General features: G+C 64.1%; 13 protein-coding genes. 7 read left to right on the forward strand and 6 right to left on the reverse strand.

Features of this window, described 5'->3' with window-relative positions:
- Positions 1 to 79: 79 nt before the first annotated feature.
- The 4 genes from ACUN9Y_RS01590 to ACUN9Y_RS01605 all read right to left on the reverse strand — a co-directional run bounded on the left by ACUN9Y_RS01590 (position 80) and on the right by ACUN9Y_RS01605 (position 4,733).
- A complete protein-coding gene (locus ACUN9Y_RS01590; RefSeq protein WP_445458915.1) occupies positions 80 to 757 on the reverse strand; it encodes a 3'-5' exonuclease in 678 nt (225 codons plus the stop codon).
- The gene (locus tag ACUN9Y_RS01595; RefSeq protein ID WP_445458916.1) at positions 754 to 2,586 is read right to left on the reverse strand and encodes a putative nucleotidyltransferase substrate binding domain-containing protein; all 1,833 of its coding nucleotides are present in this window, start codon (positions 2,584 to 2,586) and stop codon (positions 754 to 756) included. Before ACUN9Y_RS01595 ends, ACUN9Y_RS01590 begins: the two co-directional genes overlap by 4 nt.
- 69 nt (positions 2,587 to 2,655) lie before the next feature.
- Positions 2,656 to 4,437: a sodium:solute symporter family protein gene (locus tag ACUN9Y_RS01600; RefSeq protein WP_445459082.1), complete on the reverse strand. Its 1,782-nt coding sequence runs from the start codon at positions 4,435 to 4,437 to the stop codon at positions 2,656 to 2,658.
- A gap of 38 nt (positions 4,438 to 4,475) precedes the next feature.
- Positions 4,476 to 4,733 carry a DUF4212 domain-containing protein gene (locus tag ACUN9Y_RS01605; RefSeq protein ID WP_445458917.1) on the reverse strand — a complete coding sequence of 86 codons (258 nt, stop codon included), beginning with the start codon at positions 4,731 to 4,733 and terminating at the stop codon, positions 4,476 to 4,478.
- A 397-nt stretch (positions 4,734 to 5,130) separates the two neighbouring features.
- Between ACUN9Y_RS01605 and ACUN9Y_RS01610 the strand changes: the two genes are divergently transcribed.
- Both ACUN9Y_RS01610 and ACUN9Y_RS01615 read left to right on the forward strand, forming a co-directional pair.
- A complete protein-coding gene (locus tag ACUN9Y_RS01610) occupies positions 5,131 to 9,072 on the forward strand; it encodes a hybrid sensor histidine kinase/response regulator (protein ID WP_445458918.1) in 3,942 nt (1,313 codons plus the stop codon).
- Between the two features lie 230 nt (positions 9,073 to 9,302).
- On the forward strand, positions 9,303 to 10,580 hold the full coding sequence (locus ACUN9Y_RS01615; RefSeq protein WP_445458919.1) for an Nramp family divalent metal transporter: 1,278 nt from the start codon (positions 9,303 to 9,305) through the stop codon (positions 10,578 to 10,580).
- A gap of 544 nt (positions 10,581 to 11,124) precedes the next feature.
- Here the strand turns inward: ACUN9Y_RS01615 and ACUN9Y_RS01620 are convergent.
- Together ACUN9Y_RS01620 and ACUN9Y_RS01625 are read right to left on the reverse strand one after the other, a co-directional pair.
- On the reverse strand, positions 11,125 to 12,681 hold the full coding sequence (locus tag ACUN9Y_RS01620) for a protein adenylyltransferase SelO (protein ID WP_445458920.1): 1,557 nt from the start codon (positions 12,679 to 12,681) through the stop codon (positions 11,125 to 11,127).
- 224 nt (positions 12,682 to 12,905) lie between these two features.
- Positions 12,906 to 13,589: a GntR family transcriptional regulator gene (locus tag ACUN9Y_RS01625; RefSeq protein ID WP_445458921.1), complete on the reverse strand. Its 684-nt coding sequence runs from the start codon at positions 13,587 to 13,589 to the stop codon at positions 12,906 to 12,908.
- Between the two features lie 506 nt (positions 13,590 to 14,095).
- Between ACUN9Y_RS01625 and ACUN9Y_RS01630 the strand changes: the two genes are divergently transcribed.
- From ACUN9Y_RS01630 to ACUN9Y_RS01650, 5 genes are all read left to right on the forward strand, one after another.
- A complete protein-coding gene (locus ACUN9Y_RS01630) occupies positions 14,096 to 15,091 on the forward strand; it encodes a TRAP transporter substrate-binding protein (RefSeq protein ID WP_445458922.1) in 996 nt (331 codons plus the stop codon).
- A gap of 110 nt (positions 15,092 to 15,201) precedes the next feature.
- Complete coding sequence (locus ACUN9Y_RS01635; protein ID WP_445458923.1) at positions 15,202 to 15,741, forward strand: TRAP transporter small permease subunit; 540 nt, start codon at positions 15,202 to 15,204, stop codon at positions 15,739 to 15,741.
- Positions 15,741 to 17,090, forward strand: coding sequence for a TRAP transporter large permease (locus tag ACUN9Y_RS01640; protein ID WP_445458924.1), 1,350 nt, complete (start codon positions 15,741 to 15,743; stop codon positions 17,088 to 17,090). The genes ACUN9Y_RS01635 and ACUN9Y_RS01640 overlap by 1 nt, the downstream gene beginning before the upstream one ends.
- A 57-nt stretch (positions 17,091 to 17,147) precedes the next feature.
- Entirely contained in the window at positions 17,148 to 18,503 is a 1,356-nt protein-coding gene (locus ACUN9Y_RS01645; protein ID WP_445458925.1) for a malonyl-CoA decarboxylase, read from the forward strand.
- A gap of 276 nt (positions 18,504 to 18,779) precedes the next feature.
- Positions 18,780 to 20,312: a malonate--CoA ligase gene (locus ACUN9Y_RS01650; protein WP_445458926.1), complete on the forward strand. Its 1,533-nt coding sequence runs from the start codon at positions 18,780 to 18,782 to the stop codon at positions 20,310 to 20,312.
- Positions 20,313 to 20,415: the final 103 nt, after the last annotated feature.

Here is a 20,415-nt window from a genome sequence, read left to right on the forward strand (position 1 = left end):
GGGCTCGTCGGTCACAGGACGCGGCGCTCGGGGCGCCGTGCGAGCCGCTCGCCCATCACCTCGGCTTGCGCCCTTGCCCTCAAGCGTTCTTGGCCACCAGCGCGCCACTGGCCAGGCGCAGATGCATCAGGGCCGTGGTCACCGCGTCGCCGAGTGCGCTATGCCGTCCTATTACCGGCACGCCGAGACGTTCGGCAAGCGTCTCGAATCCCGGCTGCAGTTCCAGTTCCGGGTGGCTACGCCGCATCAAGCGTCGATACTGCTGGGCCACATCGATGGTCGCGTTGGGTAACGCGAAGCCGAACCGCGGCTTCAGATAGCGATCGAGAACCGCCAGGTCGAAGCCAATGCACCACCCCACCAACGGTCGGTTGCCGATGAAATCGAGCAGGCGAGCCAGTGCCTGCTCGACTTCGATGCCATCCTCCAGGTCGACGCCGCGCAGGCCATGAATCCGGATCGAGTCACCGCTGAGGCTATCCGGGCGGACCAGGCGCAGGTCTAGCGACTCACTGGTCAGCACGCGATCATCGCGGATACGCACCGCGGCGATGGATACCAGCTCCGCTGTCTTGGTATCGAGCCCGGTGGTTTCGCAGTCAAGCGACACCAGCTCATCTCCGGTGTAGGGATTGAACAGCCAGCCGTAGTCGCCATCGGCTTGACGGCGACGGTCGGCAACACGTCGTAGCGCTCGCAGCATGGGGTGCCCTCCTAGTCGTGACAGCCATCCTTGGGTGGCCGAATCTGCGCTCATGCGTACTCCAGGTGGTAGCGCTGCGACAGCCGCGCCTTGAAATCCTTGACGATATGCAGCGCTTCTCTGAGCAAGTCCCGCTCCAGGGACGACAGCGCCTGAACGACCACCCGCGTCGAGGCGTCCACTGCCCTGCCATCGGCATCACGCGTGGCGAGTTGAGCGCGCAGGCGCAGCTCACTGAAAAACACCAGCGCCTCGCCGAGGTCCTCGGCGATCTGGGCCTCAAGGCGACCGTCGGCGACCAGGGCATCGAGGCGGTCGAGGGTCGAGGTGGCACGAATTCCGCGCTCCAGCGCCAGGGTTCTCACCCCATGAACGATGGGAAAGATGCCGCCCTTCTTGATGTCTATGCCATGGGCGGGCTTCTTCAGCGACCCGAACATCGTCAACGGCGTCGAGAACTGCAACACCCCCCGGGCGAAATGGGTCAGCAATAGCTCATTACCCCGGGTTTCCTCGATCAGAGTATCGCGTAGACGCCCCATCAGGCTTGCGTCTCCGGCCACCGCGCAGCCATCGAGCAGGATGGCAAGGCGCATGAGGCTGTCCGCATCGAGACGCTCTACCATGCGTCGAATGCGCCGGCGCCACTGCGCCAAGGTGCCGACCCACTCGGGATTACAGACCATGATGTTGCCCGGACAGCGGGGATAGCCAAGGTCCATCAGGACCTCGGAGAAGCGCGCCATGTCCGCACCTAGCGTGGGCCATTCCTCTGCCGTGGTGGCATCGGCAAGGATCAGCGCGTTGTCCTGGTCGGTCTTGAGAATCTGCTCGCCGCGGCCTTCGCTCCCCATCACCATCAAACAGCCCGACTGCCTGTGCTCGGCACCAATGACGAAGTCCCAGGCCTTGTGCATGATGCGGGCGTTGAGCGCCGCCAGCATGCCCATGGCAAAGCGCAGGCGCACGCCCTGGACCATCAACGCCTCGACCAGCTCCGGCGTTCTGCAACTGGCCTCGCTCAGCGCCGCCAGGCTTGCCGCCTGCTCGACCTGCAGGCTGACCACATAACTGCGGCTCGAAAAGAAGCTCAGCACATCGGTCAGCTCGACCACACCGACCAGACGCTCGCCGTCCATGACCACCACTCGGGCGACCTTGTGCCGGGTCATCTCAATCAACGCCTCGAACAGGTACTGCTCGCGGCCCACCGCCACCAGGCGCAAGTGGGCGATCTCGACCACCGGGCTCGACTGCGCCCGGCCCTCGATGACCAGGGCATCGAGCAGATCGGTCTTGGTGACCATGCCCAGGCTTTCACCCTGTGCCACCAACAGGCTATCGGCCTGGCTGTCCTTGAGGGTATGCACGGCCTCGGAAATGGTGCTCGCCTCGCTCACCACCAGGGGCTCGCGCATGCACTCGGTGACCCGAGCCAACATGAACCCGGCGAGCGTCACGCCGCCGTCGCAGCGACGCTCGGCCAACAGACGCGACTTGTCGGCCAGGCGGCGCTGAAAGTAGTCGGCGAAGGCCGGCGCGGACTCGCACAGTGACAGGAACAGCGCGCGTGGCATCAGGTAGCACAGGCTCTCCTGCTCAGCCACGAAGCGATAACGGCTAGTCCCGTTGAGCACGCTGATGGCACCAAACAGATCGCCGTCGGTGTAGTGGCCGATACGGGCGTCGGCCTCGCCTTGACTGGGGTCCAGCTCGGCGACTTCGCCCTTGTGAATCACAAAGACGAACTCGCCGGGCTGTCCGGCATCGAGAATGATCTCGTCGCGAGAAAAGTAGGTCATATCGAGACCTGCCCGCACCCGCTGCCGCTGGGCCTCATCCAGCAGCGCAAAAGGCGGATTCGTCAGTTCAAGATCGACCATGGGGTTTCCTCTGACTGCGCCCCCGGCAAGGCCGGGGGCGGCGTCTTCCGCTGGAGAATGACAACCCGGTTAGTGGGCGGTGGCCTCACCGGCACCACGCGGGACGCGCACGCTCTCGACCAGCTCCTGAATTTCCTCGGGCGGTGCCTTGGTGGCACGCGAGACCACGTAGGCGATGATGAAGTGGAAGATCATGCCGAGGGTTCCGATGCCTTCCGGCGAGATGCCAAACCACCAGATCGACGGATCGGGATTGATGAACTTGGTGTAGACGATGTAGGTGAAGGTGAAGGTCAAGCCGGTCACCATGCCGACGATCGCGCCCTCACGGTTCATGCGCTTGTCGAAGATGCCAAGCAAGATGGCAGGGAAGAACGACGAGGCGGCAAGACCGAAGGCGAAGGCCACCACCTGAGCCACGAACCCTGGTGGATTGATACCGAAGTAGCCTGCCACGACCACCGCGACCGCCGCCGCCGAGCGCGCAGCAAGCAGCTCGCCCTTCTCACTCAGGTTGGGGTTGATCTGCTTCTTGATCAGGTCGTGGGAAATCGCCGCCGATATCACCAGCAGCAAGCCCGCCGCAGTGGACAGTGCTGCCGCCACGCCACCGGCCGCCATCAGGGCCACCACCCAAGCAGGCAGACCGCCGATCTCGGGGTTGGCCAACACGATGATGTCGCGGTCGATATAGACCTCGGCATCACCCTCGACGGGGGCGTTGGTCACGACGCGCTCGCCATGCTCACCGACCGAGCCGTCTTCGGCAAACTCCGGCTTGCCTTCGAACGGTGCCTTGGGCCCCATCTGAACGGCGCCATCACCGTTCTTGTCGAGCCAGCCGATCAGGCCGACGGTTTCCCAGCTCTTGAACCAGCTCGGCATTTCCTCGTAGGCGGTATTGTTCACCGTGTCGATGATGTTGGTGCGGGCGAAGACGCCGACCGCCGGTGCGGTGGTATACAGCAGAGCGATGAAGATCAGCGCCCAGCCGGCACTGATGCGCGCATCACGCACCCGCGGCACGGTGAAGAAGCGCACGATCACGTGGGGAAGGCCGGCGGTACCGCACATCAGCGCAGCGGTGATGAAGAACACATTGATCATCGGCTGACTGCCGTCGGTGTAAGGCGTGATGCCCAACTCCTCGAGCAGGCCATCGAGACGATCGAGGATGTATTGACCACTGTCGTTGCCGGCCGCATCGACGAAGGTCGCACCGAGGCCGGTCTGCGGCAGCACGTGGCCGGTCATCATGATCGACAGGAACACGGCAGGCACGATGAAGGCGGTGATCAGCACGCAGTACTGTGCCACCTGGGTATAGGTAATCCCCTTCATGCCGCCGAGTACCGCGTAGAAGAACACGATGACCATGCCGATCACGACGCCGACATTCACGTCGACCTCTAGGAAGCGAGCGAAGACGATACCGGTGCCGCGCATCTGACCGGCGACATAGGTAAAGGAGACGAAAATAACGCAGATGACCGCCACGGTCCGGGCCACATTGGAGTAATACCGATCGCCAATGAAGTCCGGCACGGTGAACTTGCCGAATTTGCGCAGGTAGGGGGCCAGCAACATCGCCAGCATGACATAGCCACCCGTCCAGCCCATCAGGTAGACAGAGGCGTCGTAGCCGAGGTAGGCGATCAGGCCAGCCATGGAGATGAATGACGCCGCCGACATCCAGTCCGCGGCAGTGGCCATGCCGTTAGCCGCCGGGTGGACGCCGCCACCGGCGACATAGAAGTCCTTGGTCGAGCCGGCCCGCGACCAGATCGCGATGCCGATGTAGAGCGCAAAGGAGGCGCCTACAAAGATATAGGTGAGTAGCTGAACATCCATAGGGTCGGTTCCCATTCGTTGACGTTGTTGTTAATGGCTTATTGTTCGTGAACGTCGAATTCTTCATCGAGACGGTTCATCTTCCAGGCGTAGAAGACGATCAGCACGATGAAGGTGTAGATGGACCCCTGCTGAGCGAACCAGAAGCCGAGCTTGAAGCCAAAGAAGCGGATGTTGTTCAACACATCCACCAGCAGAATGCCGAAACCATAGGAAACGATGAACCATACGGTCAAACAACCGAGGATCACCCTGATATTTCGTTTCCAGTAGGCCTGTGCGCTCTTGTCTAGCATAAGGCTACCCTCCCAAAGATGATTTTGATCGCCAATTACCGTTTCGTGGACGGCAGTAAGCTCGTCGAGAAGACTAGTCAAAACACCGAGTTAGAAGAACGAGAACTTTAGTCGAAACCGCTGACAATGGCGCAGAATGATAAATTTTAACCATTAATTTCATTGTGTTATGAAAACAAACCATACATTAACCCTTGGTCTATGCAGACAAAGGTTCAATGCACGTTAGTCGAAAAGACGGGCATTTCCGGGAGAATGATAAAGTTCTGAAGTAAGACCTATATTCGACAAAAGGCAAAAACACCCGCCGGAAAAGTCGCCCACGGTTGTGCTCCCTCACCCCTGCCGGTCACGGCGTGAATGGCCTAGAATGGCCGCTGATATCGAGGAGGTGCCCATGTTTGCCGGTTGGCTGTTGATCCTGGTTTCCCTAGCCTACATCGCTGTGCTGTTCGCCATCGCCTGGCGCGGGGACCGTCGTGCCAGGCACCACGGCGCCAGCCACCGCCGGCCACTGGTCTACAGTCTGGCGCTGGCGATCTACTGCACCTCCTGGACCTTTCACGGGGCCGTGGGCCAGGCCGCCACCTCCGGCTGGTCGTTTGCCAGCATCTTCGTCGGCCCGGTACTGACCCTGCTGCTGTTCTGGCCAGTGCTGGCCAAGATGGTACGGGTGGCCAAGCACCAGAACGTCACCTCCATCGCCGACTTCATCGCCTCGCGCTACGGCAAGACCCAGTCCCTGGCCGCCTTCGCAAGCCTGGTGGCCCTGATCGGCACCCTGCCCTACATCGCCCTGCAGCTGAAGGCGGTATCGACTTCCTTCGACGTTCTCACCTCGGCCTCCGATATCACCCGGGCACCGCTGATTGGCGACACCGCCTTCTATGTGGCCATTGTCATGGCCATCTTCGCCATCCTGTTCGGCACCCGACACACGGATGCCACCGAGCATCACGAGGGCCTGATTCACGCCGTGGCCTTCGAGTCGCTGGTCAAGCTGCTGGCGTTTCTGGCGCTCGGGGCCTACGTGACCTGGGGCATGTTCGACGGCCTCGGAGACCTCTTGTCCCGGGCCGACACCCAACTCGAGCTGCAACGTCAGCTGGCGCAGCAGGATTTCGGCCAGAGTTTCTGGGCCCAGACCCTACTGGCCATGCTGGCGATACTGTGCCTGCCGCGCCAGTTTCATGTCATCGTGGTCGAGAACACCCACCGCGACGACGCCGCGCGCGCGCGCTGGCTGTTTCCGCTGTATCTGGTGGTGTTTGCGTTCTTCGTGCTCCCCCTGGCGGCCGCCGGCCTGACCGTCTTCGCCGGCACCGACGTGGCGCCGGACACCTACGTACTGTCGCTGCCGATGGCCGCCAACCAGCCTTGGCTGACCCTGTTGACCTTCATTGGCGGTTTCTCGGCCGCCACCGGCATGGTCATCGTGGCGGCGGTGGCGGTCTCGATCATGGTGTCCAACGAGATCGTGATTCCCGCGCTGTTCCGGCTACGCTGGTTCGACACCAAGGCCCGGGACTATGGCCGCCTGGTGCTGCGCGCCCGGCGTATCACCATCGCCGTGATCCTGGCCATGGCCTACGGTTTCTATCAATTGATCGGCGAGTTCACCTCGCTGGCCTCCATCGGCATGCTGTCGTTCGCCGCCGCCGCCCAGTTCGCCCCGGCGCTGATCGGTGGCCTGTACTGGAAGCGTGGCAACCGCCTCGGCGTCATCGTCGGTATGAACGCGGGCTTCGCCATCTGGGCCTACACCTTGCTGGTACCGGCGATGATCAATGCCGGCGTGTTGCCGGCCACCTGGCTGATCGGAGGGCCCTACGGCATCGCCTGGCTGTCGCCGACGTCGCTGTTTGGCCTGCACATCGGTGACAGTTTCACCCACGGCGTGATGCTGTCACTCGGCGTCAATCTGGTCGCCTACATCTTCGTCTCTCAGGTCACGCCGCAGCGGGTCGTCGAGCGCATTCAGGCGTCGCTGTTCGTCGATAGCGTCGAGACCCGTCAGACCTCGGTCAACCGTCCCTGGACCGGCGCCACCACGCTGGGCGACCTTAAGGTGCTGTGCCAGCGCTTCCTAAGCGCCGGTCAGGTCGACCGCGCCTTCGGCGACTATGCCCGGCGCAATGGCAAGGCGCTGGAGGACAACATGCGCGCCTCCATCGACGTGATTCAATTCACCGAGCGTTTTCTGGCCTCGGTGCTCGGTGCGTCCTCGGCCCGCATCGTGGTCAATTCGGCGCTACAGGGCCGCGGCATCGGCATCTCCGACGTCATCTCCATCGTCGACGAAGCCTCCCAGGTGCTCGAGTTCAACCGTGCGCTGCTCCAGGCCACCATCGAGAACATCAACCAGGGCATCAGCGTGGTCGACCAGAACCTGCGCCTGGTGGTGTGGAACCAACGCTACCTGGAGCTGTTCCGCTTCCCCGACCACCTGATCCGCGTCGGCGCCCCCATCGATCGCATCTTCCGCTACAACGCCCACAACGGCGAATATGGCCCCGGCGACCCCGAAGAGCACGTGCAGCTATTGCTGGACAATATCCGCGAGGGACAGCCCCATCGCTATGTGCGCTACCGCCAGGACGGCAGCGTGCTGGACGTCCAGGGCAACCCCATGCCCGGCGGCGGCTTCGTCTACAGCTATCAGGACATCACCCAACAGAAGCGTACCGAAGAGGCGCTCATCCGCTCGGAAAACAACATCCGTATCTATACCGACAACGTGCCGGCCCTGATCGCCTACTTCGATCGTGACTGTCGCTACCTGTTTACCAATAGGGCCTATGAACAGGCCTTCGACATCGATCGCAACGAGGTCATCGGCAAGCGTATCGATCAGGTCCTGACGGCCAACCGCACCGAGGAGCGCACCCCCTGGATCGACCGCACCCTGGCGGGCGAGCGGGTCAGTTTCGAGGTATCGCTGAGGCTCTCCGGCGAAGGCGTGCGCTATATGCTGGTGACCTATACGCCCCACTTTGGCGACAGCGGCGCGATTCTCGGCTTCTTCGCCCTGTACCAGGACATCACCGAGCGCCGGCGCGCCGAAATCGCCCTGAAGGAAACCAACGAGACCCTGGAGGAACGGGTTCGCGAGCGCACCCAGGCGTTGTCGGAGGCCAACGCCGCCCTGCGTCAGGAGAACCGGGTCCGCGCCGAGGCAGAGCTGGCCCTGCGCCAGGCCAAGCAAGTCGCCGAGGACGCCAATGCCTCCAAGACGCGTTTTCTGGCGGCGGCCAGCCACGACCTGCTGCAGCCACTCAATGCCGCCAGGCTGTTCACTTCGGCCCTGTCCCAGGACATGGGAGCCGAGGACATGAAGCGCACCATCGGCCATATCGACAGCTCACTGCAGTCCGCCGAGGAGCTGCTCAGCACCCTGCTCGATATCTCCAAGCTCGACGCCGGCGCTCTGACCCCGCGCCGTAGTCACTTCGCCCTGATCGATATCCTGCGGCCGCTGCACGCTCAGTTCGCCGTCATGGCCGAGGATCGCGGCCTCGATCTGACCCTGGTGGCCTCCCGCGCCTGGGTCGACAGCGACAGCCAGATGCTCCGTCGGATCATCCAGAACTTCCTCTCCAATGCCCTGCGCTACACCCAGGATGGGCGGGTCGTGTTCGGCGTGCGACGCCATGGCGAGCGGCTGCTGATCGAGGTGTGGGACAGCGGCCCGGGCATTCCCAAGGCCAAGCAGAGCGAGATTTTCCAGGAATTCCGGCGCCTCGATCAGGCCTCGCGTCATAAGGAAAGTGAGAAGGGGCTCGGCCTTGGCTTGTCGATCGCCGATCGCATGAGCCGCGTGCTGGATCACCCGATCCAGGTACGGTCCTGGGTCGGAGTGGGGACGGTCTTCTCGGTCAGCGTACCGCGGGTCGCACCGCGCGCCGACACTCCGCAAGACCTGAACAAGCCAGCGAGGCGGGTCGGCAACAAGCTCGCCGGCAAGCGACTGTTGTGCATCGACAATGAGTCGCTGATTCTCGAAGGCATGAAGGCGATGCTCTCGGGGTGGGGCTGTGAGGTGTTCACCGCCACCTCCATTGGCGGGGCGAAGTCGGTGTTGCGCCACCTCGACGAGGACCCGGATGCGATCCTCGCCGACTACCACCTGGATAACGAGGTCACCGGCGTGATGGCGCTCGAGGCGCTCGCCGAGCGCTTCAGCGGCGCCGTGCCCGGCATCGTCATCACCGCCGATCGCACCGAGGAAGTCGCCGAAGAGGTCCGCCGCAGCGGCTACCAGCTGCTGTTGAAGCCGGTGCGACCGGCGGCCCTGCGCGCACTGCTGACCCGTACTCTGCAGGCGAGCCAGGCGCCATAGCCCCCGTCCTCAACCTGCCAGGCCGGCACAAGGTCGCCTCGCGTTCGCGGCCAAGGCCGGCGCAAGCGCCGCCCTGGCGCGCCGGGGCGGCGCTTGCGTGCGCTGTGGGTGCTACGACAGCGGCCCCCACCCGTCCCGAAGCAACACAGTCAGGGCGGCATTGTGACTGGCAATGTGACACCCTAGATAATAGCCTTATCTATACTTTTTAGCCTAAGGTGTTGCGCACCATGTTCGGCTCCCTCTCCGACCGTTCCGTACGCCTGCAGGCCACCGATGTCTTGAGTGGCAAGCGCCGTCGTCTGGGCTGGCTACCGTTTCTTGGCCCGGCGATGATCGCCGCGGTGGCCTACATCGATCCGGGCAACTTCGCCACCAATATCGAAGCCGGCTCACGCTACGGCTATGCCCTGTTGTGGGTCATCCTGAGCGCCAACCTGTGCGCCATGCTGATTCAGTCGATGTCCGCGCGCCTCGGGCTTGCCACCGGCAACAACCTTGCCGAGGTGATTCGTCAGCGCTTCCCTCGACCGCTGGTCTGGGCCTACTGGGTGCAGGCCGAAGTAGTGGCCATCGCCACTGACCTGGCCGAATTCCTCGGCGCCGCCCTGGCCTTCCACCTGCTGTTCGGCCTGAGCCTGATGGAAGGCGCCCTGCTTACCGGCGTCATCACCTACCTGGCGCTGACCCTGCAACGCTTCGGCTTCCGCCTGCTGGAGGTGCTGATCACCGCGATGATCGTGGCGGTTGCCGCCGGCTTCGTGCTCGAACTGATCTTGGCCAGGCCCCCCGCCGGCCCCATATTCAAGGGCTTGTTTACTCCGGTGTTCCCGGACGCCTATGCGGTCTACCTGGCCGCCGGCATGCTCGGGGCGACGGTCATGCCCCATGTGATCTACCTTCACTCGGCGCTGTCGCAGCATCGTGTGGTGGTGGACGACGAGCACCAGAGGCGCCGCCTGATGAGCTACTATCGCCTCGACGTGGTCATCGGCATGGCGCTCGCCGGGCTGGTCAACCTCGGCATCCTGGCGCTGGCCGCGGCGGCATTTCATGATCAAGGGCGCAGCGATGTGGCGACCATCAGCGACAGTTATCAGCTCTTGAGTCCGATGATCGGGCACGATCTGGCCAGCGTCACCTTCGGCCTGGTGCTGCTGATGGCGGGGTTGTCCTCATCGATCGTCGGTACCCTGTCGGGGCAAGTGGTCATGCAGGGCTTCATCAATGTCCGCATCCCGCTATGGCTGCGGCGCCTGGTGACCATGGCGCCGGCCATCGCCGTGATCATGCTCGGAGTCTCCGAGCAGAAGGCCTTGGTCGCAAGTCAGGTGATACTCAGCTTCGGCATCCCGTTCGCCCTGATGCCGCTGGTGTGGTTCACCGCCGACCGCACGCTCATGGGCAATCTGGTCAGTGGCCGCCTGCTGACCTGGGTCGGCGCCCTGATCTGCGCCATCATCATCGCCCTGAATGCCTTCGTCCTCGTTGCCACCGTGTTCGGCTGACACGCGAGGCACGCCCCTTATTCTGCGGCGTCATCATCGCCCTGTATGCCTTCGTCCTCGTTGCCACCGTGTTCGGCTGACAGGCGAGGCACGCCCCTTATTCTGCGGCGTCATCATCGCCCTGAAGGCCTTCGTTCTCGTTGCCACCGTGTTCGGCTGACACGCGAGACGCGCCCCTTATTCTGAGGCGTCATCATCGCCCTGTATGCCTTCGTCCTCGTTGCCACCGTATTCGGCTGACACGCGAGGCACGCCCCTGATCTGCGGCGTCATCATCGCCCTGAAGGCCTTCGTTCTCGTTGCCACCGTGTTCGGCTGACACGCGAGGCACGCCCCTGATCTGCGGCGTCATCATCGCCCTGAAGGCCTTCGTTCTCGTTGCCACCGTGTTCGGCTGACACGCGAGACGCGCCCCTTATTCTGCGGCGTCGAGCGGGACCGAGCGTCCTGTCGCCGAAGCCATTCGACGTGGCAACACCGCATCGACCGGCGCCGCCGACCGACGCGGCCTGCGGCCAACACCAGGCGCGCATCGGCTCTCGTCTCAGGTCCCGCAAAAGGTGCGTAACACGCGCTGGTCACGCGCCGGCGGCGCGATCAAGGCGTCATCGTCAGGCGTCTCGAAGGGCCGAGTGACCGCCGCGAGCAGGTGCTCAAACGGCGCCAGGTCATCGTCATCAATGGCGGCGCGAATCACTCGCTCGACCTGGTGATTGCGCGGGATCACCGCGGGATTGGCCGCTTCGAGCCGCGTCGCCAGTTCGGCGCTGCTGGCCGACTCCCGTGCCAGGCGTTCGCGCCAGCGCGGCAACCAGGCGTTCAGCATCTGGCTGCGCTCGAAGCCCTGTCGCAAGGCCGCCTCGCCGCTTCCTTGCGTCGGCTCGGCCTGCTCGCCCGGTTCGCCCGGTTCGCCCGGTTCGCCCGGTTCGCCCGGTTCACCGTCATGCAGGACCAGCGCCAGGCGCCGGAAGCTCAGGGTAAAGTCGGCACTGCCCTGATCCATGGCATCGAGCAGCGCCTCGCCGAGGGCGAGATCGGCGCCTGGGCTGGGCTCATGGGTCTGGCAAAGACCGAGCTTGGCCCGCAGCACTCGCGCCCACTGCCACTCATGGCGCTCGCTGAAGGCCTCGATGGCTCGGGTCGCCTGCTCGACGGCTCGCTCCTGATCGGCATCGATCAGCGGCAATAACGTCTCTGCCAGCCGCGCCAGGTTCCACTGGGCAATGGCCGGCTGGTTGTCCCAGGCGTAGCGGCCACGCTCGTCGATGGAGCTGAAGACCGTGGCCGGATGAAAATTGTCCATGAAGGCACAGGGACCGTAGTCGATGGTTTCCCCGGACAGCGCACAATTGTCGGTGTTCATCACCCCATGGATGAACCCGAGGCCCTTCCATTGGGCAATCAGCGCCGCCTGTCGGCCCACCACGGCCTCGAGCAAGGCCAAGGGTCGCTCGGACTCGGGCAGCTCGCCGAGGTCTGGATAGTGGCGCTCGATGGCGAGGGCCACCAGCGTCTCAAGCGCCTCCTTATCGCCCCGGGCGGCAAAGTACTGAAAGGTACCGACGCGCAGGTGGCTGGTCGCGACCCGGGTCAGCACCGCCCCGGGTTCTGGCAGCTGACGAAAGACGCTCTCTCCGGTGGCAACCGCGGCCAGCGCCCGGGTGGTCGGCACGCCGAGAGCGTGCATGGCCTCGGAGACCAGGTACTCCCTCAACACCGGCCCGATCGGCGCACGCCCATCACCGCCGCGCGAGAACGGTGTCCGCCCAGCGCCCTTGAGCTGCACCTCGCGCAATCCCCCGTCGGCGTGGGGTAGTTCACCGAGCAGCAACGCCCGGCCATCGCCCAACTGCGCCACGAAGTTGCCAAACTGATGGCCGGCATAGGCCGCGGCCACCGGGCGCACGTCGTCCGGCAAGCGGTTGCCGGACAGCACCTCGGCGGCCTTGAGCGGATCGAAGGCCGCGGCGTCGAACCCCAGCGCCTGTGCCAGGGAGTGATTGAACACGATGAGGCTCGGCTCGGTCACCGGAGTGGGGGCGCTCTCGGCGCGCATGCGATCCGGCAGCGCTGCGTAGTGATGGGAAAAGCTCGGGAACATGTCGGCCTCGGCAGGCTAGAAGGAAAGTCTCCTCTACGGTCGCGCCGCTGGCCATGCCGCGTCAAGCCTATCCAGCGGGGCTCCCGGACAGCCCACGGACCGCGCGCCCACGATGAACGGCAAAAGACGACCGGTAACGGTATAAGACGATCAAGAATGGCTTCCAAGAGACCGCCGCTACCTTGGCGCCGGGACCCCGGACCCGAGCGGCAACACCCCCAGTCTCAGGCGTTGGCCTCTTCCCCACGCCGCTCGAGCTCGCGGACGCTGGAGACGAAATCGCTGAATCGCTCGCCCTGAATCAGCACATGCTCGCGCAGCACCCGCTCGGCGCTCTCGGCATCGCCGGCCTCGATGGCGGCGAGAATCTCGGCATGTTCGTCGAGTGAGCTCTGGACCCGCCGCCTGACCTGCAGCTGCAGGCGTCGATAGGGCTTCAGACGCTGCTTGAGCGAGCGCGCCTCGTCGGCCAGAAAAGCGTTGTGGCTCGCCGCGTAGATCTCGCTGTGAAAGCCCTCGTTCTCGTAGTAATACTCATCGCTGTCACCGGCCTGGGCAGCCTCACGGCAGCGCGCATAGGCCTTTCGCAGCGCGCCCAGTTCGGCATCGGTGATGCGCCGGGCGGCCAAACGGCCGCACATGCCTTCGAGCTCGGCCATGACCTCGAACATCTCGATCAACCGGTCCAGCCCCACCCGGGCAACGAAGGTGCCCTTCTTGGGAGACACCGTGACCAGGCCACTGGCCACCAGCTGATGAATGGCCTCACGCACAGGCGTGCGCGAGACGCCGTAAGTCTTGCTCAGCGCCTCGGGGTCGAGCCGCTCTCCCGGTGCTCGCCGGCCGTTGATGATGTCGTCTTCCAGCGAATCGCGCAGACGCTGGGTGTTGGACGGTTTGCTGCTCATCGGCTGCTCTCCCTGGTCTGGGCGTGATCTGCCACAGCCACCGCTGTTGTCATGTGTTACGAAACCCTCGCCGCCCGCATGCGCTGCGAACGCCTGCTCCACCTCGTCCCTCAATGCCGACAACTATGCCACAACCCGCGCCGCCACGGCGGCGTCTGACCACGCCTCCCGAGCCACCCGCCTTCGGCAAGCCCTCCCATCGAGTCTGCCCGGCAAGGCAGTGGCGGAGCCTCTCGTGCGCCTTACCGGCGCTGCGATACACAGGATCCAGGCCCGAGCACCACCTTGGTCTAAGCCGGCAGAATTGACACTGGTATACACAAGAGCTATTGAAGTATACATCAGCTTAGCTGATGAATATCGAAGAGCAACATGGATGATGCTGTTAAGCGATGTGTTGAAGGATGTGCGAAGCGATGCCGCCGCGATCATCACATCGAACAACAGGCGTTAGCCGATCTAACACGGGCCACCGTGACAACAACAAATGCAACAGGAGTCGCCACATGAAACGCCAAGCTCTTACTCTGGCCATCGCCACCTGCGCGCTGTCTGCCTCCTCCTTCGCCAGCGCCGAGACGGTGCTGCGCGTCTCCCACCAGTTTCCCGGTGGGCAGGGCGACGTACGCGATGAGATGGTTCAGTTGATGGCCAAGGAAGTGGAGGCGGCGGATGTCGACCTCAAGCTGCAGGTCTATCCAGGCCAATCGCTGTTCAAGGCCCAGGAGCAGTGGGGCGCCTTGGTGCGCGGGCGCCTGGACATGACCTCGCTACCGCTGGACTACGCCAGCGGCCGCCACCCGGAGTTTTCAGCCACGCTGATGCCCGGGCTGGTGCGCAGCCACGAGCGCGCCCAGCGCCTCAACGACTCCGAGTTCATGGGCATGATCAAGGACGTGATCGAAGACGCCGGCGCCCGGGTGCTGGCCGATGCCTGGCTCGCCGGTGGCTTCGCCTCCAGCAAGCAGTGCATCACCTCGCCGGATACCGTCAAGGGCCAGACCATGCGCGCTGCTGGTCCGGCCTTCGATGAGATGCTGGCCACCGCCGGCGCCTCGATCTCCTCGATGCCCTCATCGGAAATCTACACCGCCATGCAGACCGGCGTGTTGGACGGCGCCAACACGTCCTCGGGATCCTTCGTGTCCTATCGCATCTACGAGCAGGTATCGTGCCTGACGGCTCCCGGCGAAAACGCCCTGTGGTTCATGTATGAGCCGATCCTGATCTCAGAGCAAAGCTGGCAGGGCCTCACCGAAGAGCAGCAGCAGGCGCTCACCGCAGCCGGCGAGAAGGCCGAGGCGTACTTCGCCGGCGAAGCCGCCGAGCTCGACCAGAAGATGGCGGACGTGTTCGCCGAAAACGGCGTCGAGGTGGTGCAGATGTCACCAGAGGACTACCAGGCCTGGCTCGACGTGGCCCAGGAAAGTGCCTACAAGAGCTTCGCCGAGAACGTGGAAAACGGCCAAGCGCTGATCGACGCCGCACTCAGCGTCGAGTAGGCGCCGCACAGCCGGGTCGGGGCGGCGCATCGTCGCCCCAACGTCCACGCAAATCGCCAGGCAATGGCGATCGTCCTCTGCGCGGCATTCGCGCTACCCACGGAGGCCCCATGTCTCATTCCCCCCCCAGCCAGGACGCGCCACGAGCGCAGCGCAACGAAGCCAGCGGTCTGGTCGGCGGCTTCTGCCGCACCATGGACCGGCTATCGATCGGCGCCGCGGTAATCGCCGGTGCGCTGCTCGTGCTCGGCGTACTGGCTGTCTGCCATATGATCTTCACCCGCTACGCGCTGGGCCAGAGCACCACCTGGCAGACCGAGTTCGCCATCTTCTCTATCACCGGCGCCATGTTGCTCGGTTCGCCCTATGTGCTCATGACCGGCGGCCAGGTCGCGGTCACGGTGCTGCCCGACGCCCTGACCGGAAAGGCCCGCTGGCTCATGAACCTGGTAGCCTCCCTGGTCGGCCTGGCCTTCTGCGTGGCCCTGGCCTACGGCGCCTGGCTGTACCTGCTCGAGGCCTGGCACGGCGGCTGGACCACCGGAACGGTATGGAACCCACCGCTCTGGCCCGCGCTCGCCCCGATGGCCATCGGCACCACGCTGCTCGCCGTGCAGTACGTGGCCGAAATTCTTCAAGGAGCGCGCTGATGGACCCCGTCACCAGTGGCATCCTTATCGTCTCCGCCCTGTTCGTGTTGATGGCCATCGGCACGCCCATCGCCTTTGCCCTGGGCGGTGTCTCCCTGGCCGCCCTGGTCATGGACCGAGGCATCAGCGAACTAACCTATTTCGGCGAGACCTTCTTCGGCAGCCTGGCCTCATTTGGCTTCGTCGCCATTCCGATGTTCATCCTGATGGGCGCAGCGGTGGCCTCCTCCCCCACCGGCCGCGATCTATACCGCTCGCTGGACCTGTGGCTCGGCAAGGTGCCCGGAGGGTTGGCGATCTCCAATATCGGCGCCTGTTCGATCTTCGCCGCCCTATCGGGTTCGTCACCGGCCACCAGCGCCGCCATCGGCAAGCTCGGCATCCCCGAGATGCGCAAGCGCGGCTACCCAGATGGCGTGGCGGCAGGCTGTGTGGCCGCGGGTGGCACCCTCGGCATCCTGATCCCACCGTCGGTCACCATGATCGTCTACGGCATCTCCACCGAGACCTCCATCGGCCGCCTGTTCATTGCCGGCGCCCTGCCCGGCATCATGCTGGCGCTGTTGTTCATGGCCTGGACGCTGATCGCCTGCCAGATGGCCGGCGGCTATCACGCGCCCAATCCGGTGGCCGAAGCCGCCGCCCGGCTCAAGGACAACGTCAAGGACAACGTCGAAAACAACCTCAAGGCGCTGGTCCGAGTACTGCCGTTTCTCGTGGTCGTCAGCGGCATCCTGTTCGCCCTCTACGGCGGCGTGGCAACGCCCTCGGAAGCCGCCGGCGCCGGCGCCTTCCTGTGCCTGGCGTTGGCCATCATCGTCTACCGCATGTGGCAGGTGAAACCGCTGACCGTCATCATGCGCGACGCTCTGCGCGAGAGCGTGATGATCATGCTGATTATCGCCTGCGCCGAGATCTTCGCCTATGCGCTGTCGTCGTTGTTCATTACCCAGACCGTGGCCGAATCCATCGCGGCGCTCGAGGTCAATCGCTGGGTCCTGATGGGCATCATCAACGTCTTCTTGCTGGTCGCCGGGTTCTTCCTGCCTCCGGTGGCGGTGATCGTGATGACGGCGCCGATTCTGCTGCCGATCATCCTGGCGGCGAACTTCGATCCCTACTGGTTTGCGGTGATCCTGACGATCAACCTGGAGATCGGCCTGATCACCCCACCGGTCGGCCTGAACCTGTTCATCATCAAGGGCATCGCCCCGGACATCGCCCTGCGCGACATCCTGCTCGGCAGCCTGCCCTACGCCCTGTGCATGGTGCTGGGTATCGTGCTGCTGTGCTTCTTTCCCGGCATCGCCACCTGGCTGCCGGACCTGATCATGGATAGCGCCGGATGATCCCGGCCCGATGCCACCAGGGGCAGGTCCCCGCCCGACGCCCAGGAGCCGCTGAGCATGAACATGAGCTTTCTTCAGGAACTTTTCAGCAACATTACCCAGCGCGACGCGCTATTGCGGCGCCGAACGGGAAGCCCACCGATCGACCACGGCCAGGTGGTCAAGGCCTGTCGGGCGCTGCTCGCCAGCGATGGCGAGGCGTCCAGCATCAGCCTGGCAAGCCGTGCCCTGGACTGCTACGCCGGCCTCTCCGAGGACGAGAAGACACGCTTCTTTCACTGCCTGACCGAGGACTTTGCCGCCGATCCCGAGGCCATCGACAGCGCCTACCAGACCTACCGAGCGACCCGCGGCAATGGTGAGTTGCAGGTCCTGTTCGACACCTGTGAGCCCGAGCGCCAGGAGCTGCTGCGGCGGCTGAACCTGACCGCTGGAGGCACCTACGAGCTGGTGCGCATGCGCGAGGATCTGCTGTCGCGATTGCGGGACGACCCCGAGCTCACCGCCCTCGATGCCGACTTCGCCCACCTGTTCACGTCCTGGTTCAACCGCGGATTTCTGGTCCTCAAACGCATCGACTGGAACACCCCGGCGGCGGTGCTGGAGAAAATCATCCGCTACGAAGCGGTCCACGAGATCTGTGACTGGAACGACCTGCGCCGGCGGCTCGACGCCCGAGACCGGCGCTGCTTTGCGTTCTTTCACCCGGCGATCGGCGACGAACCGCTGATCTTCGTCGAGGTCGCACTGACCAAGGGCCTGCCGGAACGCATCCAGCCGATCCTGGACGCCGACCACCAACCCATCGAGGATCTCGAGGCTGACAGCGCCGCCTTCTTCGGCATCAGCAACTGTCAGACCGGGCTGCGCGGCATCTCCTTCGGTAACTTCCTGATCAAGCAGGTCGTCCAGGAGCTCAAGCACGAGCTGCCTGGGCTCAAGAACTTCGTCACGCTATCCCCGGTGCCAGGCTTTCGCGCCTGGCTCGACGCCGAGCGCTCCACGGCCGATAGCCGCCTCGACGAGGAGTCACGTCAGACACTGACCGCGCTGGACCGCGACGGCTGGTCCCACGACGCCGAGCGAGCCAAGACCCTGGGCGAGGTGATCAAACCCCTGGCGGCCCACTACCTGACCGTCGAGAAGGGTCGTCGCGGTGGGCCGCTTAATCCGGTGGCCCGCTTTCACCTGGGCAACGGTGCCGAACTCCACCGCATCAACTGGCTCGGCGACACCTCACGCAAGGGACTCGCTGGCGCCGCCGGGCTGATGGTCAATTATCTCTACGTCCCCGACGACATCGAACGCAACCACGAGCAGTTCACCACCGACGGCAAGGTGGCCTGCTCGTCCAGCGTGCGCGACCTTCGCCGACGCGCCCGCAAGCACCTCAAGGAAGATCCCGTCACATGACCGATCATCTATTGGCAAGCTTTGCGCGGCGTATGCGTGACCCCACGTCAAGGAAGATCCCGTCACATGACCAATCACCTATTGACGAACTTTGCGCGGCGCATGCGTGACCACACTTCAAGGGAGACCCCGTCACATGACCGATCACCTATTGACGAGCTTTGCGCGGCGCATGCGTGACCCCACGTCAAGGAAGATCCCGTCACATGACCGATCACCTATTGACGAGCTTTGCGCGGCGCATGCGTGACCACACTTCAAGGGAGACCCCGTCACATGAACGATAACCTGTTCGCGACCTTTGCGCGGCGCATGCACGAGCGTGCCGACGCCCCCTTTATCACCACCCGCGAAGGGCGCGACTACTCCTACCGCGAGGCGCTCGACCAGGCCGCGAGCCTGGCCGGTGCCCTCAAGGAGCTCGGCGTCGTCCCTGGCGACCGGGTTGCGGTCCAGGTCGACAAGAGCCCCGAGGCGATCCTGCTGTATCTTGCCTGCCTCAAGGTCGGCGGCGTGTATCTGCCGCTCAACACCGGCTATACGCCGGATGAAATCGCCTACTTCCTGGGCGACGCCGAGCCGCGCCTGTTCGTCTGCCGTCCGGCGGCAATTGATGCCGCCGAAAAGGTCGCCGCCGCCTCGGGCGGCGCCCGCGTCGTGACCCTGGGCAGCGACGCCGATGGCAGCCTGATGGCCACCGCCGCTGCCGCCACGCCGCTCGCACAGGCCGTCGAGCGCAGCGCCGATGACCTGGCCGCGATCCTCTACACATCGGGCACCACGGGGCGCTCCAAGGGCGCCATGCTCAGCCACCACAACCTGGGCTCGAATGCCGCATCGCTGGTGAAAGCCTGGCGGTTCAGCGAGAACGACCGCCTCATTCATGCCCTACCGATCTTCCACACCCACGGCCTGTTCGTGGCCTGCAACGTGGTGCTACTGTCCGGTGCCTCGATGCGCTTCTTGACGAAATTCGACGCCGACGTGATCTTCGATGAGCTGCCCCAGGGCACCACCATGATGGGAGTGCCGACCTTCTACACCCGGCTGCTCAAGGATTCCCGCCTGACCCGGGAGGCCTGCGCGACGATGCGCCTGTTCACGTCCGGTTCGGCGCCACTCACCGCCGAGACCCATCAGGACTTCGAAGCGGCCACCGGCCACGCCATCCTCGAGCGCTACGGCATGACCGAAACCAACATGAACACCTCCAACCCCTATGACGGCGATCGTATCGCCGGCACCGTGGGCACGCCCCTGCCGGGGGTGGAAGTGCGCATCACCGACCGCGAAGGCAAGAATCACGAGCCGCTGCCCCAGGGCGACATCGGCATGCTCGAAGTCCGTGGTCCCAACGTCTTCAAGGGCTACTGGCGAATGCCGGAGAAGACCGCTGAGGAGCTGCTCGATGACGGCTTCTTCATCACGGGGGACCTGGCAATCATCGACGAACGCGGATACGTGCAGATCGTCGGCCGCGACAAGGACCTGGTGATCTCCGGCGGTTACAACGTCTATCCCAAGGAAATCGAAGGCCACATCGATGAGCTCGACGGCGTGGTCGAATCGGCGGTCATCGGCCTGCCGCACCCGGATTTCGGCGAAGGCGTCACCGCCGTCGTGGTCCCCGAGCCAGACGCCAGCCTCGACGAGGCTAGCATCATCGCCGCCATCAGCGACAAGCTGGCCAAGTACAAGCAGCCCAAGCGCGTGTTCTTCACCGACAACCTGCCGCGCAACACCATGGGCAAGGTGCAGAAGAACCAGCTGCGCGAGCGCTACAAGGAGACCTACCAGGCGAGCCGATAGCTAAGCCAATAATTGAACCAATCGCTAAGCCGATAGCTAAGCCGATAGCTAAGCCGATAGCTAAGCCAATAGCTAAGCCAATAGCTAAGCCAATAACTGAACC

Source organism: Halomonas sp. V046 (assembly GCF_052645355.1).

Coding starts and splice junctions, on each gene's coding strand:
- ACUN9Y_RS01590 (WP_445458915.1), bottom strand. CDS start 757: ATGAGCGCAGATTCGGCCACCCAAGGATGGCTGTCACGACTAGGAGGG.
- ACUN9Y_RS01595 (WP_445458916.1), bottom strand. CDS start 2,586: ATGGTCGATCTTGAACTGACGAATCCGCCTTTTGCGCTGCTGGATGAG.
- ACUN9Y_RS01600 (WP_445459082.1), bottom strand. CDS start 4,437: ATGGATGTTCAGCTACTCACCTATATCTTTGTAGGCGCCTCCTTTGCG.
- ACUN9Y_RS01605 (WP_445458917.1), bottom strand. CDS start 4,733: ATGCTAGACAAGAGCGCACAGGCCTACTGGAAACGAAATATCAGGGTG.
- ACUN9Y_RS01610 (WP_445458918.1), top strand. CDS start 5,131: ATGTTTGCCGGTTGGCTGTTGATCCTGGTTTCCCTAGCCTACATCGCT.
- ACUN9Y_RS01615 (WP_445458919.1), top strand. CDS start 9,303: ATGTTCGGCTCCCTCTCCGACCGTTCCGTACGCCTGCAGGCCACCGAT.
- ACUN9Y_RS01620 (WP_445458920.1), bottom strand. CDS start 12,681: ATGTTCCCGAGCTTTTCCCATCACTACGCAGCGCTGCCGGATCGCATG.
- ACUN9Y_RS01625 (WP_445458921.1), bottom strand. CDS start 13,589: ATGAGCAGCAAACCGTCCAACACCCAGCGTCTGCGCGATTCGCTGGAA.
- ACUN9Y_RS01630 (WP_445458922.1), top strand. CDS start 14,096: ATGAAACGCCAAGCTCTTACTCTGGCCATCGCCACCTGCGCGCTGTCT.
- ACUN9Y_RS01635 (WP_445458923.1), top strand. CDS start 15,202: ATGTCTCATTCCCCCCCCAGCCAGGACGCGCCACGAGCGCAGCGCAAC.
- ACUN9Y_RS01640 (WP_445458924.1), top strand. CDS start 15,741: ATGGACCCCGTCACCAGTGGCATCCTTATCGTCTCCGCCCTGTTCGTG.
- ACUN9Y_RS01645 (WP_445458925.1), top strand. CDS start 17,148: ATGAACATGAGCTTTCTTCAGGAACTTTTCAGCAACATTACCCAGCGC.
- ACUN9Y_RS01650 (WP_445458926.1), top strand. CDS start 18,780: ATGAACGATAACCTGTTCGCGACCTTTGCGCGGCGCATGCACGAGCGT.